The organism is Alteromonas sp. 4NH20-0104 (assembly GCF_057547795.1).
The window spans coordinates 111,091-125,102 of sequence record NZ_BAAJLP010000008.1 but is presented as its reverse complement, the minus strand read 5'-3'; the positions used below and the strand labels follow the sequence as shown (position 1 = coordinate 125,102).

13 protein-coding genes are annotated in these 14,012 nt (G+C 50.1%); 10 read left to right on the top strand and 3 right to left on the bottom strand.

Annotation, left to right across the window (positions count from 1 at the left end; all coding sequences use genetic code 11):
* Positions 1 to 28: 28 nt before the first annotated feature.
* A complete protein-coding gene (locus tag AC27IB_RS08025) occupies positions 29 to 1,087 on the top strand; it encodes an aromatic ring-hydroxylating dioxygenase subunit alpha (protein WP_487120141.1) in 1,059 nt (352 codons plus the stop codon).
* Between the two features lies 1 nt (position 1,088).
* Positions 1,089 to 2,027: a PDR/VanB family oxidoreductase gene (locus tag AC27IB_RS08020; RefSeq protein ID WP_487120139.1), complete on the top strand. Its 939-nt coding sequence runs from the start codon at positions 1,089 to 1,091 to the stop codon at positions 2,025 to 2,027.
* Here AC27IB_RS08020 and AC27IB_RS08015 read toward each other — a convergent pair.
* Positions 2,024 to 2,890, bottom strand: coding sequence for a helix-turn-helix domain-containing protein (locus tag AC27IB_RS08015; protein WP_487120137.1), 867 nt, complete (start codon positions 2,888 to 2,890; stop codon positions 2,024 to 2,026). The genes AC27IB_RS08020 and AC27IB_RS08015 overlap by 4 nt on opposite strands.
* A 103-nt stretch (positions 2,891 to 2,993) precedes the next feature.
* On the opposite strand from AC27IB_RS08015, the gene AC27IB_RS08010 reads away from it, so the two are divergent.
* Together AC27IB_RS08010 and AC27IB_RS08005 are read left to right on the top strand one after the other, a co-directional pair.
* Positions 2,994 to 3,395, top strand: a complete 402-nt coding sequence (locus AC27IB_RS08010) for a protocatechuate 3,4-dioxygenase (RefSeq protein WP_296053276.1) — start codon at positions 2,994 to 2,996, stop codon at positions 3,393 to 3,395.
* Positions 3,388 to 4,227 carry a class III extradiol dioxygenase family protein gene (locus AC27IB_RS08005; RefSeq protein ID WP_487120135.1) on the top strand — a complete coding sequence of 280 codons (840 nt, stop codon included), beginning with the start codon at positions 3,388 to 3,390 and terminating at the stop codon, positions 4,225 to 4,227. Before AC27IB_RS08010 ends, AC27IB_RS08005 begins: the two co-directional genes overlap by 8 nt.
* Positions 4,228 to 4,284: 57 nt before the next feature.
* Here the strand turns inward: AC27IB_RS08005 and AC27IB_RS08000 are convergent, their stop codons facing one another.
* Both AC27IB_RS08000 and AC27IB_RS07995 read right to left on the bottom strand, forming a co-directional pair.
* The gene (locus AC27IB_RS08000) at positions 4,285 to 4,929 is read right to left on the bottom strand and encodes a response regulator (RefSeq protein ID WP_487120133.1); all 645 of its coding nucleotides are present in this window, start codon (positions 4,927 to 4,929) and stop codon (positions 4,285 to 4,287) included.
* A gap of 122 nt (positions 4,930 to 5,051) precedes the next feature.
* A complete protein-coding gene (locus AC27IB_RS07995) occupies positions 5,052 to 7,355 on the bottom strand; it encodes a TonB-dependent receptor (RefSeq protein WP_487120131.1) in 2,304 nt (767 codons plus the stop codon).
* Between the two features lie 188 nt (positions 7,356 to 7,543).
* Between AC27IB_RS07995 and AC27IB_RS07990 the strand changes: the two genes are divergently transcribed.
* From AC27IB_RS07990 to AC27IB_RS07965, 6 genes are all read left to right on the top strand, one after another.
* Entirely contained in the window at positions 7,544 to 8,839 is a 1,296-nt protein-coding gene (locus AC27IB_RS07990) for a GntP family permease (RefSeq protein WP_487120129.1), read from the top strand.
* A 9-nt stretch (positions 8,840 to 8,848) separates the two neighbouring features.
* Entirely contained in the window at positions 8,849 to 10,036 is a 1,188-nt protein-coding gene (locus tag AC27IB_RS07985; protein WP_487120127.1) for an E22 family MetX-like putative esterase, read from the top strand.
* Between the two features lie 15 nt (positions 10,037 to 10,051).
* Complete coding sequence (locus AC27IB_RS07980; RefSeq protein ID WP_487120125.1) at positions 10,052 to 11,050, top strand: extracellular catalytic domain type 2 short-chain-length polyhydroxyalkanoate depolymerase; 999 nt, start codon at positions 10,052 to 10,054, stop codon at positions 11,048 to 11,050.
* Between the two features lie 13 nt (positions 11,051 to 11,063).
* The gene (locus tag AC27IB_RS07975) at positions 11,064 to 11,831 is read left to right on the top strand and encodes a 3-hydroxybutyrate dehydrogenase (RefSeq protein WP_296052536.1); all 768 of its coding nucleotides are present in this window, start codon (positions 11,064 to 11,066) and stop codon (positions 11,829 to 11,831) included.
* Between the two features lie 102 nt (positions 11,832 to 11,933).
* On the top strand, positions 11,934 to 12,809 hold the full coding sequence (gene nadK / locus AC27IB_RS07970) for an NAD(+) kinase (protein ID WP_296052556.1): 876 nt from the start codon (positions 11,934 to 11,936) through the stop codon (positions 12,807 to 12,809).
* 138 nt (positions 12,810 to 12,947) lie between these two features.
* A complete protein-coding gene (locus AC27IB_RS07965) occupies positions 12,948 to 14,006 on the top strand; it encodes a carbohydrate porin (RefSeq protein WP_487120123.1) in 1,059 nt (352 codons plus the stop codon).
* Positions 14,007 to 14,012: the final 6 nt, after the last annotated feature.

Sequence of the window (14,012 nt, the reverse complement as noted above, 5' to 3'; positions counted from 1 at the left end):
GGTGTAATCAAAACAAGGATCCCTGCATATGAGCCATTTTATTCGCAACGCCTGGTATGTTGCAGCAACCAGTGACGAAATTGAAGCCAGCCAGCCGCTGGGCCGTACTATATGTAATATTCAAATTGCTTTTTATCGTGATAGTCAGCACCAGGTGCAAGCCGTTGAAGACTTCTGCCCTCATCGTGGAGCCCCGTTATCACTGGGTTATGTTGAAGGTGACAACCTTGTATGCGGTTATCATGGCCTGCAAATGGGCGCCGACGGAAAAACCCGTAGCATGCCCAGTCAACGGGTCGAAAACTTTCCCTGTATCAAACCGATTCCGGTGGTTGAACGCTATGGTTTTATTTGGATCTGGCCGGGTGATAAAGCCGCTGCAGATGAGAGCCTGATCCCGGAGCTTCACTGGGCATTGGATCCAAAATGGGCCTACGGCGGTGGGTTATTCCACATTAAGTGTGATTATCGCCTGATGATTGATAACCTCATGGATCTCACTCACGAAACCTATGTGCACGCCAGTTCCATTGGTCAGAAGGAAATCGATGAAACGCCGGTAAAAACCACCATGGAAAATGGCCAGGTGGTCACCAGCCGGTTTATGCAAAACATTTTACCACCTCCCTTCTGGCAAAATGGCTTAAGCGCAAATGGCCTGCCAACCGATCAGCCAGTAGACCGCTGGCAGATTTGTCGTTTTGATTTGCCCAGTCACGTGATGATTGAAGTGGGTGTGGCCATGGCCGGCCACGGTGGTTACGATGCACCGGCAGAACAAAAAGCCGGCAGTATTGTGGTGGATTTTATTACGCCTGAAACCGATGGCACCATGTGGTATTTCTGGGGGATGGCGCGTAATTTTAAAGTAGACGATGAAGCACTGACCGCCTCTATTCAGGAAGGCCAGGGCAAAATTTTCAGCGAAGATTTAGACATTCTCGAACGTCAGCAACTTAATCTGCAGCGCTTCCCCGACCGCCAGCTGCTTAAACTCGACATTGATGCCGGCGGCGTTCAGGCCCGGCGTATGATTGAGCGCACCATGAAAAAAGAACAGCCCGCCGCCACCAATGGAGTGGCCTGATATGTACCAGGTTATCGTATCCCAGAAAGAGGCTGTAACTTCCCGAGTCTCCAGGTTGACCCTGAGCCCCAAAGATGGCCAGGCATTGCCTGCGTGGTCGCCCGGGGCTCATATTGATGTGTTCTTACCTGATGGCATGATACGTCAGTATTCTCTGTGTGGCGCTCTCGATGCGCAGCATTATCAGATTGCCGTGCAATGGGAAGAACAAGGTAAAGGCGGCTCCCGCTATATTCACCAGACATTGCAGCCTGGTGCTGAACTGACTATCAGTGAGCCTCGTAACCACTTTCCGCTTACTGAAGATAATAGCCCCTGCCTGTTTCTGGCGGCTGGCATCGGCATTACCCCATTTATCCCCATGGTTGAAGCATGCCTGAGCAGCAACCGGCCGTTCAAGCTGAGCTATGCCATCGCCAAGGCGTCTGATAATTTACTTAGCGAACACTACACGTCGTTGGCTAACGTTCAGGTTCACGATAAAGCGACTCAGGGCGCCCGCCTGGATATCAGTGCGGTGCTCGCAGCAGCCACGGCTAACAGCGATATTTTTGTCTGCGGCCCGAATGGTTTTATTAACGACGTCCTTAGTCTGGCCGCGCAGCAGGGTGTCGACCCGGCACGGCTACATCGTGAATTTTTTACCGCGGAGCCCATTGATCATTCCGGTGACGGCAGCTTTGAGGTGGAAATTGCCAGTACCGGCCAGATAGTCAGTGTTGGCAAAGATGAGTCTATGCTGGAAGCACTGGAGGATAATGGCTTTTTTGTGCCGGTGTCTTGTGAAGAAGGCGTCTGTGGTACCTGTATAACCCCGTTATTAAGCGGTGAAGCAGATCACAAAGATGTGTTTCTGACCGACAAAGAAAAAGCACAAATGGACCGGGTAGCCGTCTGCTGCTCTCGGGCTAAAAGCCCACGCTTAATCCTTGACCTCTAACCCTGACTCTGACGACGGTACACGGCAGGGCTCAGCCCGGTGTACCGTTTAAAGAATTTATTGAAGTATCCGGGCTCAGTAAACCCCAGCCGCTCGGCAATTTCAGCTACTGCGGTATCGCTGAAAATAAGGAAGCGTTTAGCCTCGCTTATCAGCACATTATGAATAAGCGCCAGCGCATTGGATTGAAAATGCTGTTGGCAGATTTGATTAAGGTGGGCCTGACTGACGCCAATTTGCTGGGCATACCAGGCCACTTTGTGTTGTTCGGTAAAGTGCTGGCGAATAAGCTGCTGAAACTGCCTTAATTTGCGTTCAGGTTTACTCAGACTCCCTTCTTCACTGCGGGCCGGCTGCATGCGGTGCATTACGATAAGTAATTGCTGTAACAGGGCTTGCAACATATTGCTCTGATGCAATGAAGCGGTGTTAGCTTCCTGCTGAATCGCCAGGCAAATGGTTTGCAACGGGCTGCGGTAGTTAGCTGTTATGGGCAACACAAACGCTTCAGCCAACGCCTCTACGGACTCACCAATATTTTGCTCTACCTGACGAAGCATTGGCGAGGCCACCGATAATACCGTTCCCTGTGAGTGGGACTGCCAGTCAAAGCCATGCATTACCCCGTCGGGAATATATAACAAAGCCGGTGCTTCAATGTGATGGTGTTCATCATCAAACTGCACGTCTACGCCGCCCTCAGTAACCACAAAGAGTTGCGTAATATGTTGGTGACGATGGGGGTGAATTTTCCATTCATGGCGGGCGCTGCGCTGGGTTAGCGGCTCGCAGTACAAAAAGGTCTGATGCCAGAAGCGCCCTTTCTCACCATAAAGATCAACAAACTCTAAATTACCCAACATTATTATTACAATCTACAAAATTAACCATTAAATAACTAATTTAACCCTTATAAAGCAATAATATCTACATAAAATACAATTATCAAACAAATAAGGGGCTCACATGAACTGGCAAAAACAGGACTACGATGACATTCCCGGCACTTACGTGTTCGATGGTCAGCGGGCGCATCCGGCCTACACAATCAATAAATTGCTGTATACCTTCAACGATGAAGCCTGTCGGGCAGAATTTGACGCCGATCCGGCCGCGTATTGCGACAAAATGGGCGTAACCGGTGAATATAAAGACGCCGTGCTAGCCCAGGATTTTCTGGGTCTGCTGCGATTAGGTGCCAACATCTATTTCCTGGCCAAGATGTGTATTCCGCGCGGCGTATCGGTGCAGGATGCAGGTGCCGCTTTTCAGGGCATCACCACAGAAGAATTCCAGCAGCGACTGCTCGACAAAGGCGACGGGCTGAGTGACAAACTGGCAAAACGAGGAGATTACTGGAATGGCTAAAATTATTGGTGGGATCACCAGCTCACACATCCCCGCAGTGGGCAACGCAATTTCTCAGGGGCTCACTCAGGAACCCTACTGGAAACGTTTTTTCGATGGTTATGAGCCCGCCAAAGCGTGGCTAAAAGCAGCCAGACCTGATGTAGTGATAGTGGTTTATAACGACCACGGTTTGAATTTCTTTCTCGATAAAGTGCCTACCTTTGCACTTGGCTGTGCAGATGTCTATCACAATGCCGATGAGGGCTGGGGACTTAAACCGGTGCCGTCATTTACCGGTGATGTAAAGCTCTCCTGGCATCTGGCACAGTCGTTGATTGAGCAGGAATTTGATATTTGTACCTGTCAGGAAATGAAAGTCGATCATGGTTTTGTCAATCCCATCCGGGCATTATTTGGCGACCATGAACAATGGCCGGTAAAAGCTATACCGCTGGCGGTGAATACGGTTCAGCACCCGGTGCCCTCAGCCGCACGCTGTTTAAAGCTGGGCAGAGCACTGGGTAAAGCCCTTGAATCCTATCCGGAAGATACCCGGGTGGTGATCCTGGGTACCGGAGGCATGTCCCACCAGCTACAGGGCGAGCGTGCCGGCATTATCGATGTGGAATTTGATTTGGAATGTATGGATAAAATTGCCACCGATCCAGAATGGATGACCCAGTTCAGCAATGCCGAAATTATTCGCCGGGCTGGCAGTGAAGGCATTGAAACCATTATGTGGCTGGTAATGCGTGGCGCTTTAAAAGACGACGCTGCCGTGCTGCACAAACATTACCATGCACCTATTTCGAATACCGGTGCAGGCGTTTTAGTGCTGGATAACCAGTAATCCGGTGCCCCGTCACTGGCCGTGCTCTGTATGGCGGTCGGTGACACCCTTAGCGGTTTAATCTTCCATGTTCATCATTTGCTTAAACAACACACCCGCCTGAGTTCGATTGATCACTTCCAGCTTGCGTAGCACCGCTGAAGCATGTTGCTTCACCGTAGACTCAGAAATTTCCAGTTCGTAAGCAATTTGCTTGTTCAACAATCCATCAGCCATCATCCGCAACACCTTAAATTGATGCGGCGTTAACTGCGCCAGCTTATCGGCGAAGGCTTTATCCTGCTGGTTTTCGAGCGCTTCAATGGCTTCATTAATATTCTCAGGCAGCCACTGTTCGCCATCGAGCACATGGTTAACCGCTTCGGCAATCCCGGCCAGAGGAGTGGACTTAGGAATATAGCCGCTGGCCCCCAGATCGATAGCTTTGCGAATGAGCACCGGATCTTCTTCGGCCGACACAATCACAACCAATACTCCCGGAAACTGGGTGCGCAAGGTGGTTAACCCGGTAAGCCCCTCGTTGCCCGGCATATTCAAATCCAGAAACACCAGCTCCAGTGAGTCATCGGCTTCAATAGCGCTGTAAGCTTCAGAAAACGAAGCAACTTCGGTTATGTTGTCACCCACAATATCCACCATTGCCTGGCGCATGGCAGCGCGAAACAAAGGATGATCATCGGCAATTAAAATACGCGTATCCAAAACTTCTACCTGACTCAACATAGCGTTATTCATAAAGTATATCGCAAAATCATAATGTTAAGAACAAAACGGCCAGCGAAGGCTGGCCGTTTCCATTTTATGGTTAATCAGGCACGGCCCGATTAGAAGCGATAGCCAACCGTTAACTGGATAGTCATTGGGTCGCCATAGTAACCAATCAGTGTGGTGTCGCCCCCCGTACCAGGACCATAGCTGCCGTCTTCGTTGCGGGTTACGAAATCATAACCACCCACCAGATATTCTTCATCGGTCAGGTTCTTCGCATGAATACCACCATACCAGTCGCCTTCGATGCTTTCCCAGTTCACGCTTACGTTCACCATGCCATAGGCATCCTGAGCAATCAGATCGCTGGTTTCAAACAACAGGTAATCGTCACGATAGTAGTAGTTAGCATTAAAGTTGAAATAACCCATGCTGGTATCCAGCGCATAGTTAGCTGCCAGGTTCAGGGTGTTTTCCGGCGTGCTGGCCAGGCCAATCAGTGGCGGCACGGCGTTGTTTTCTTTGATTTCAAAGTCTATATAACCATAGGCAGCCGATAACGTCAGGTTATCCGAAGCCACATAGGTTAACTCCACTTCAGCCCCTTTCGCGGCAGTTTCTGAGGCGTTACGTAAACGTTGTTGCAGATCAGCCGCATTGTCGCCGCCCGGCTCGATACCGATGTACTGACGATCGCTGTGGTCGTAAGCAAACAAGGTAACGTTAGCACGGAAGCTGTCTGTGACATCACTCTTCACGCCAATTTCATAAGAATCAACCACTTCAGGTCTCACACCCGGTTCATTGGTGGTTGCACGAGGGTTAAAAGTACCCGATTTGAAACCCTGCGAGTAACTGGCGAAGAACATGGTGTCTCTGGACATTTGATATTCCACACCTAAGCGCGGAGTAAAACGCGACCAGCTATCGACCGCAGGAGCATCCAGTACGTCATCGCCATCTGAGTCTGAACCCAGTACCTGTGGTACCAGCTCACCGTCCGGACGGACATATCCAGGGATCCAGTCTGATTCGGGGTAAACGTTGGCAAAGACCAGACCGTTATACACCGTGGCCTGCTTTTCCTCATCGGTATAACGGGCACCAACAGAAACCGACAGTTTATCGGTGATGTCGTAGTTTAACTGACCATATACCGCAACACTTTCACTGTTGTTACAACCAGACACTTCACGCGTCAGGCCCGGTACACCGAATGCTGCACGGCCGAGGAAGCCCAATACCGCATCAAACTGACCACAGGACTCACCATCGTAATAATACACACCACTCACCAGAGTAAAGTTGTCACCCAGGTAGTTAGCCTGAAGTTCATGGGTATCGTTTTCATCTTCATAAATAGCCGGGACATCAAAAATATCCAGCGCGGTGTTATCAAAATCGATATTGGTTGGCGAGTAACTTTCACGGTGTGAACCAATATATTTAACTTCGAGGTCATCAGACACATCGTAACGCAGCAACCAGCTGTAGCCTTCCAGCTCTACTTTGTTCCAGGTCGGTAAACTGGTGTACGAGTCATAAACAGAATCCGGTACCGGCGCATCGGTTAAGATACTGGGCAGCAGACGATACCCCCCTTTAGAGTTTGAAGTATCTTCGGTTTTATCCCAGCCTAAACGGAAAAATAAATCGTCGGTGATATGCGCTTCCAGGGTTAACCGTGCGGCCCACAGATCTTTGTTATAGTTTTCGCGGTCCTGACCTTCCAGTGCGCTCTGCAGGAACTCGCCGTAGCCGTCGCGATTCAGGTTGGCATAACCGAAGCCCAGATACACTTTATCCTGAACCAGTGGATACTGGCCGGTTACCTTTACGTCTTTGCGGCCATAGTTACCCACGGTACCTTCGATGTTAAAGGTCGGTTCACCCACCATGTCTTTGGTGACATATTTTACTGCACCACCAATAGTATTCTTACCATACAATGTGCCCTGAGGCCCACGCAGTACTTCTATTCGCTGCACGTCGAGCAGATCCAGCACGGCGCCTTGCGGACGGGCAACGTACACATCATCTATATAGATACCTACACCTGGCTCATAGCCCCACAGCGGATCCTGCTGGCCCAGACCACGAATAAACGCGGTCAGCGTAGAGTTAGTTCCCCGACTGGTTTGTAAGGTGGTGTTAGGCGAGAATTGTTGCACCTCTGTTAAAACACTGATCCCTTTATTGCCCAGCTCAACAGCCCCCAAAGAGGTAATTGCAACCGGCACTTCCTGCAGGCTTTCAACCGTTTTACGGGCCGTCACTTCAATTTTTTCCAGTTTTCCTTTTTCGATTCCGTCTTCAGAATCCTGAGCCAAAGCAGCTTGCGAGCCCAGACAGGCCAGTGTTACCGCCGTAGCGCAGAGTGTGCGGCTAAAATTTATTTTATTACCGAATGTGTGTTTCATAGGGTGTCCCTTGTTTTAATAAATCAAAAAATCTTTCTGAAGAACGCGGTCGAGTTAACTGTAGAGACTTTTAACAATTTCGTAACTAGTACCATCGTACTATGGGCAGATTTGTTAATAAGGGCCACACTTTGCACCACTGATGAAGAGTCTGCGGTCACAGATTTCAATCAAAGGAAAGTAACATTATGTTGAGTTTACTCGGACTGGTTGGTGGACTGGGACTGCTTATCGTACTCACTATACGCGGCATGAATTTATTCATTGCGGCGCCGGTGTGTGCTCTGATTGTCGCGCTGACTAGCGGCCTTCCCCTGTTTACCGGCGACGCAAATTTCGTCACCACTTATATGAGTGGTTTCGCAGGCTTTATTTCAGCCTGGTTTTTTATGTTTTTACTCGGGGCGATATTTGGCAAATTCATGGAAGATACCGGCGCGGCAGATTCTGTAGCCCGCTGGATAGTAGGAAAACTGGGCTTTAAACATGCTGTGGTTGCAGTGGTACTGGCGTGCGCTATTCTGACCTACGGCGGTGTCAGTTTGTTTGTGGTTGCCTTTTCAGTTTATCCCATGGCATTAAGCCTGTTTAAAGATGCCAACCTGCCACGCCGCTTTATTCCGGCTACCATGGCATTTGGCTCTGTCACTTTTACCATGACTTCGGCGGGCTCACCGGAAATCCAGAACTGGATCCCGATTAAATACCTCGGCACCTCGCCGTTTGCTGGCTGGGAAGTCAGTCTGGTAGTGGCCATTTTCATGGCAAGTTTTGGTTACTGGTGGCTTAAGCGCATGATTGGCAAAGCCATTGCGAAAGGCGAACAGTTTGAAGAGCGGTCAACTGACCCTAAAGTGCCGGTGCGCGACCTGCCTCATCCATTAACCGGTGTTGTGCCCTTAATCGTCGTGCTGGTTTTAAGCTTCTGGCTACACGAATCACTGGCGCAGCTGGCACTTATCGTGGCACTTTCCGGCGGTGTGTTAACGCTGATGCTGATTAACTTTCAGTATTTCCATGATCTTTCCAAAGCGGTTAACACCGGCACCACCGGCGCGCTGGTCGCTATTGGCAATACCGCTGCGGTGGTGGGGTTTGGCTCTATCGCTAAAAATACCGATGCCTTCCAATCTACCGTGGAAGTCATGGCTAACCTGCCGGGCAATGAATTAATTGGTGCCGCCGTGGCGGTAAGCGTTATTGCCGGTTTAACCGGTTCTGCCTCGGGCGGTCAGGCAATAGTGTTGCCTTTAATAGGTCAACACTATATCGACCGCGGCGTTGAACCCGAGGAACTACACCGTATTGTGGCTATCTCCTCCGGCGCACTGGACTCTTTGCCGCATAATGGTTACGTTGTGACCACCATTCGGGCAATTTGCCATGAAACTCACAAAGCCGCCTATGGCTCTGTGGCGGCGTTAACCGTTGTTGTACCGCTGCTTGGTCTGGCAATGGCCATCGCGTTGTTTAGTTTGTTTTAAGGAGTCACCATGGCACGGATATTCCTTTTGTGCTGCGCCTTACTGCTGGCCCTGCCGGCAGTAGTCGCCGCATCTGAAGAGGTGTTATTAACCACCAAACAACGATTTAGCATGCCGTCTTACACGACCGTTGGCGGCCGGACTATCAAGTCACTGCAGGTAGGCTGGGAAAGTTACGGCAAGCTCAATCAGGCCAAAGATAATGTGATACTGATCACCCATTATTTCTCCGCCAACTCCCACGCTGCAGGCAAGTATCATCCCGATGATGCTGCGCCCGGCTACTGGGACGCCATTATCGGCCCGGGTAAAGCCATCGATATTAACCAGTATTTTGTTATTAGTGTGGACAGCCTGGCTAACCTCAATGCCCATGATCCCAATGTTATTACCACCGGTCCGTCCAGCATTAACCCGGATACGGGTAAACCTTACGGACTCGACTTCCCGGTGGTCACGATTAAAGATTTTGTTAACGTACAAAAAGCGGTGCTGGAGAGCCTGGGCGTGAGTAAATTGCATGCGGTTATAGGGCCATCCATGGGCTCTATGCAGGCACTGGAATGGGCGGCCAGTTATCCCGACTGGGTACCACGTATGGTTTCGGTAATCGGCACCGGTGACAGCGACGCCTGGACCACTGCGGCTTTAGAGCAATGGGCCATTCCCATCCGGCTGGATAAAAACTGGCAGGAAGGTGACTATTACGATGGCGAACCACCGCTCGATGGGCTTGCCGCCGCGTTAATGCTTATTACACAGCAGGCACTGCACCCGCTGTATTTTAATCAGCAGGGAGAATCGCTTAACTACCACCCGCTGGAAACCGGTCCGTTAAGTAGCATCCGCAAATCACACAGTATTGTAACCTGGCTAACCGAAAGAGCCCGTACCCGGGCTGAAAAAATGGATGCCAATCATTTATTGTATCTGGTTAGGGCCTGTCAGCTGTTTCTCGCCGGTCACGGCGACTCACTCAGCCAGACTATGCGTTCGGTGAAAGCAAAAACCTTGTTTTTACCGGCAGAAAATGACTTATTATTGATGCCGTATATGGCGCAGAAAGCCCACGATGCCTTACAAAAGCAAGGAAAGGACAGTCGCTATGAAGAACTCAGCGGCAGTCTGGGCCATTTTGATGGCGTGGTGAGTATTAAACAAAAAGCCGATGCGATTGAAGCATTTTTACAGTATTAACAAGGACCTTAATCGATGAACACGACCTTAAAAACGGCCTTGGGTATTGGTCTTGTAACCTTTACTCACAGCGGTATTGCACAGCAGGATGGCAGTTTACAGCTTGATACCGGAGCAATTACCGTGTCGGGGTTATCCTCAGGCGGCTTTATGGCCACTCAGTTTCATCTGGCCAACAGTGACAAAGTGTCCGGTGCGGCGATGCTGGCCTCAGGCCCCTATTACTGTGCACAGAATGATATCGCTGTTGCCCTTAGTCAGTGCGTGGATAAAGTCAATTCGCCGCTGGATATCAAAGCCCTGAGTGCCCAGGCTAAAAACTGGGCACAAGCAGGCAAAATTCCGCCGCTGGCCAACTTAAAAGACGACAACGTGTGGTTGCTGCATGGGAGCGCCGATACCCGGGTCAACTCAGCGGTTAGCGACGCCTTGTATCAGCAATACCAACAGTGGGTGCCGGCTGAACAGCTGACTTATGTAAACGACAAACCTTTTTCACACGTGTTTCCCACTGTTGATGCCGGCGGCAGTTGCCTGGACTCTGCTCCCCCTTACATCGGCCAATGTGAATATGACGCCGCAGGCGAGCTGCTGACAGCCCTGTTAGGTGAACTAAATCCCCCTGATGACGTATTAGAAGGTGCAGTGATTTCCTTTGATCAACAGGAGATTGCCGGCGATGATGCCAGCACGCTGGCCGACAAAGGTTACGCTTATATTCCGGCATCATGCAGTAATGGCGAAGCCTGCCGCGTACATGTGAGTTTTCATGGTTGTAATCAGTATGCAGAAGCCGTTGATATGGCTTATGTAGAGCAAACCGGCCTCAACCGCTGGGCCGATGACAACCAGTTAGTCGTTATTTACCCACAAACCCGAAAATCGTTAATCATGCCAATGAATCCGCAGGGATGTTGGGATTGGTGGGGGTACACGTCAGACGCCTACGCCACCAGTGAAGGACCGCAAATTAAAGCGGTGAATGCTTTTATTGATTATCTAGCCACACGCTAAGGATTATTTTTCTATGTCATCTTACAATATTTTTATTACCGGCGGTGCCAGTGGCATTGGTTACGGTATTGCTGAATTTCTGGGCGCTCAGGGACACACTATTTTAGTGGCCGACATCAACGCCGATGCCGCTTCAGAAGCGTGTAAAAAACTGGCCGGCAAAAACATCAAAGCACTGCCAGTGGAAGTAGATGTTACCAACGCTGAACAGGTTGGCGCCTTGCCCGGCAAGCTGAAAGACACTCCGGTGGACATTCTGGTTAACAATGCCGGTATTCAGCACGTGTCTAAAATTGAAGATTTCCCGCCTGAAAAATGGCAAATGCTGATTAATATTATGCTGGTAGGCCCGGCTCTGCTGACTCAGGCATTTATGCCCGGCATGCGCGCAAGAGACTTCGGCCGCATTATTAATATTGGCTCCATTCATTCGGTCGTTGCCTCACCGTTTAAATCGGCCTACGTTGCAGCGAAACATGGCTTACTGGGCTTTTCAAAAACCATCGCACTTGAAACCGGTGATGCCAATATCACCATCAACACGGTATGTCCGGCTTACGTAAAAACCCCTTTGGTAGAGAAGCAGATTGCTTCACAGGCCAAGGAAAACGGCATTACCGAAGAAGAAGTGGTCAATAAAATCATGCTTGAGCCTATGCCGAAAAAGCAGTTTATTAGCCTGGAAGAACTCGGCGAAACAGCCGCTTTCTTAATGAGTAATGCCGCTCGCAATATTACCGGCCAAACCATGATTTTAGATGGTGGCTGGACCGCCAGATAAACACCGGCGTTATCAGCGGGAGGTGCTTAATATCACCTCCCGCTTTATTTTGCGCACAAGGTTATGGTAATGTCGCCTCAGGATGTGGGGAAGACGAAAAACATGCCATACAACACCGTTGGATTAATCGGTAAAGCGGCCCACGAAGGTGCCCATGTAAGCCTCAATGCGTTAGCAGATTATCTACGCGCAAAGCAATGCACCATTCTTGTTGAGGAAAGCGTCGCTCAGGAAATGGAGGGCGATGACTTCACCGTTTGTGACCTTGTCTCTATTGGAAAACAGGCCGACCTCGCGGTGGTGGTAGGCGGCGATGGCAATATGCTTGGCGCCGCACGCGTACTGTCCCGCTTCAACATTCATGTGGTTGGTGTAAACCGGGGCAACCTGGGGTTTCTCACCGATATTCACCCCGACGAAGTGGTTCAACAAATGGATCTCATCTATAACGGTGAAACCATGGTTGAACAACGCTTTCTGCTGGAAGTGGAAGTGTATCGCCACGAGCAATTAAAAAGTAATAACTCGGCAGTGAACGAAGTGGTATTGCACCACGGCAAAGTGGCCCACATGACTGAGTTTGAAGTCTTTATTGACGATCAGTTTGTGTTTAGTCAGCGTTCAGACGGACTGATTGTGGCCACCCCTACAGGCTCAACTGCTTATTCTCTTTCTGGTGGTGGCCCTATTTTGATGCCACACCTTGATGCACTGACACTGGTTCCCATGTTCCCGCACACCTTAAGTAGCCGGCCCATTGTGGTTGACGCAAACAGCACTATTTCTATGCGGGTATCCAAAGCTAACGTCGACAGCGTACAGGTAAGCTGCGATAGTCATATTGTGCTCCCCGCCCTGCCCGGCGACGAAATACGCGTAAGGAAAAGTAACGACCGACTGTCATTGGTCCATCCTGCCGGTTACAGTTACTTTAACGTACTGCGTAAAAAACTTGGCTGGGGCAGTAAACTGTTTTAGCTGAGCGCCGGTCAGAACGCATTTCGCCCACGACAAACCTGGCCCCAAATAGCGCTATACTCTGTGACATAAACTGCGTTAACCTGCTAATACCTGTAGGTTTTCAGCTATCAACACAGTAACGGAAGTTAAAGCGCTATGGATTCGCCTGCCAATACGCCTGATATTTACGCGGAAGTCATTATTGACTCTTTTGCCAGTCTGCATGGCGGGCGGAAGCGTTCCTCTGCTCTGTTGTATTTCGCTAACCTGGGCGCTCAATACCGTTTTGACTCAGGGCTTTCCCTGCAGGGCGAGCTATGGCTCACTGATAACCAGTCTATTTCCGATGTGGTGGGCGATGAACAAGGAGTCAGCAACATTGAAGCCAGTGAAGCCGGCGTGCATATAGGCACCCTTGCACTGGGCTATGCTACGTCGTCGTTTTCGGCTTTAGTTGGCGTTTATGATATTAATTACCACTTTGACGTGCTTGAGAGTGCCAATCTTTTTGTGCACAGCGCCTTTGGCATGGGCTCTGTATTTGGTATCAGCGGTCCCAACGGTCCAAGTACTTATCCGCAACCCGGTTTAACCGCTAAGTTTGGCTATCATCGAGGTCATCATTCGGTGCAATTTGCGCTCGCTGATGGCGAACCGGGCGACCCACTTTTTTATTACCATACCGCTGCTCAGGAAGAAAAACGCATCAACCTTCTGGTGGTAACGGAATACGCTTACGAGACTGCACAACATAAATTACTGGCCGGATGGTGGGGCTACAATGATGATTCTGTAGTACTGCAAAATGCCGGCGCCAGCCGGGGCAAAAACACCGGCTTATATTTACGCATCGAACACCGATTTCCAGCAGGACCTGCTGAGCACCAACTTACGCTGTTTGGTCGAGCGGGCGTCGGCGCCAGTAAATTTAATTTTTTTGACGAGTTTTACTCTGTTGGTTTGCAAGCCAGCGTTAGACTATGGGGCTTTGGTGACGAGAAGTTCGGCCTCGCCATTGCTCACGCCCGAACCTCAGACGTGAGATCTCCGGAGTATGGTAGCGATGAAACCGCGCTGGAACTCACCTATTCTGCCTCGTTTAATAACGGCCTGGCCGTTCAGCCCAGTCTGCAATGGATTGGCTCACCGGGTGCAGCCCGGGAAGCGAATGACGCCGTCATTTTAGGAGTACGTTTTAGCGGGCGTTTTGACTAACCGTTA

Coding starts and splice junctions, on each gene's coding strand:
- AC27IB_RS08025 (WP_487120141.1), top strand. CDS start 29: ATGAGCCATTTTATTCGCAACGCCTGGTATGTTGCAGCAACCAGTGAC.
- AC27IB_RS08020 (WP_487120139.1), top strand. CDS start 1,089: ATGTACCAGGTTATCGTATCCCAGAAAGAGGCTGTAACTTCCCGAGTC.
- AC27IB_RS08015 (WP_487120137.1), bottom strand. CDS start 2,890: ATGTTGGGTAATTTAGAGTTTGTTGATCTTTATGGTGAGAAAGGGCGC.
- AC27IB_RS08010 (WP_296053276.1), top strand. CDS start 2,994: ATGAACTGGCAAAAACAGGACTACGATGACATTCCCGGCACTTACGTG.
- AC27IB_RS08005 (WP_487120135.1), top strand. CDS start 3,388: ATGGCTAAAATTATTGGTGGGATCACCAGCTCACACATCCCCGCAGTG.
- AC27IB_RS07995 (WP_487120131.1), bottom strand. CDS start 7,355: ATGAAACACACATTCGGTAATAAAATAAATTTTAGCCGCACACTCTGC.
- AC27IB_RS07990 (WP_487120129.1), top strand. CDS start 7,544: ATGTTGAGTTTACTCGGACTGGTTGGTGGACTGGGACTGCTTATCGTA.
- AC27IB_RS07985 (WP_487120127.1), top strand. CDS start 8,849: ATGGCACGGATATTCCTTTTGTGCTGCGCCTTACTGCTGGCCCTGCCG.
- AC27IB_RS07980 (WP_487120125.1), top strand. CDS start 10,052: ATGAACACGACCTTAAAAACGGCCTTGGGTATTGGTCTTGTAACCTTT.
- AC27IB_RS07975 (WP_296052536.1), top strand. CDS start 11,064: ATGTCATCTTACAATATTTTTATTACCGGCGGTGCCAGTGGCATTGGT.
- nadK (WP_296052556.1), top strand. CDS start 11,934: ATGCCATACAACACCGTTGGATTAATCGGTAAAGCGGCCCACGAAGGT.
- AC27IB_RS07965 (WP_487120123.1), top strand. CDS start 12,948: ATGGATTCGCCTGCCAATACGCCTGATATTTACGCGGAAGTCATTATT.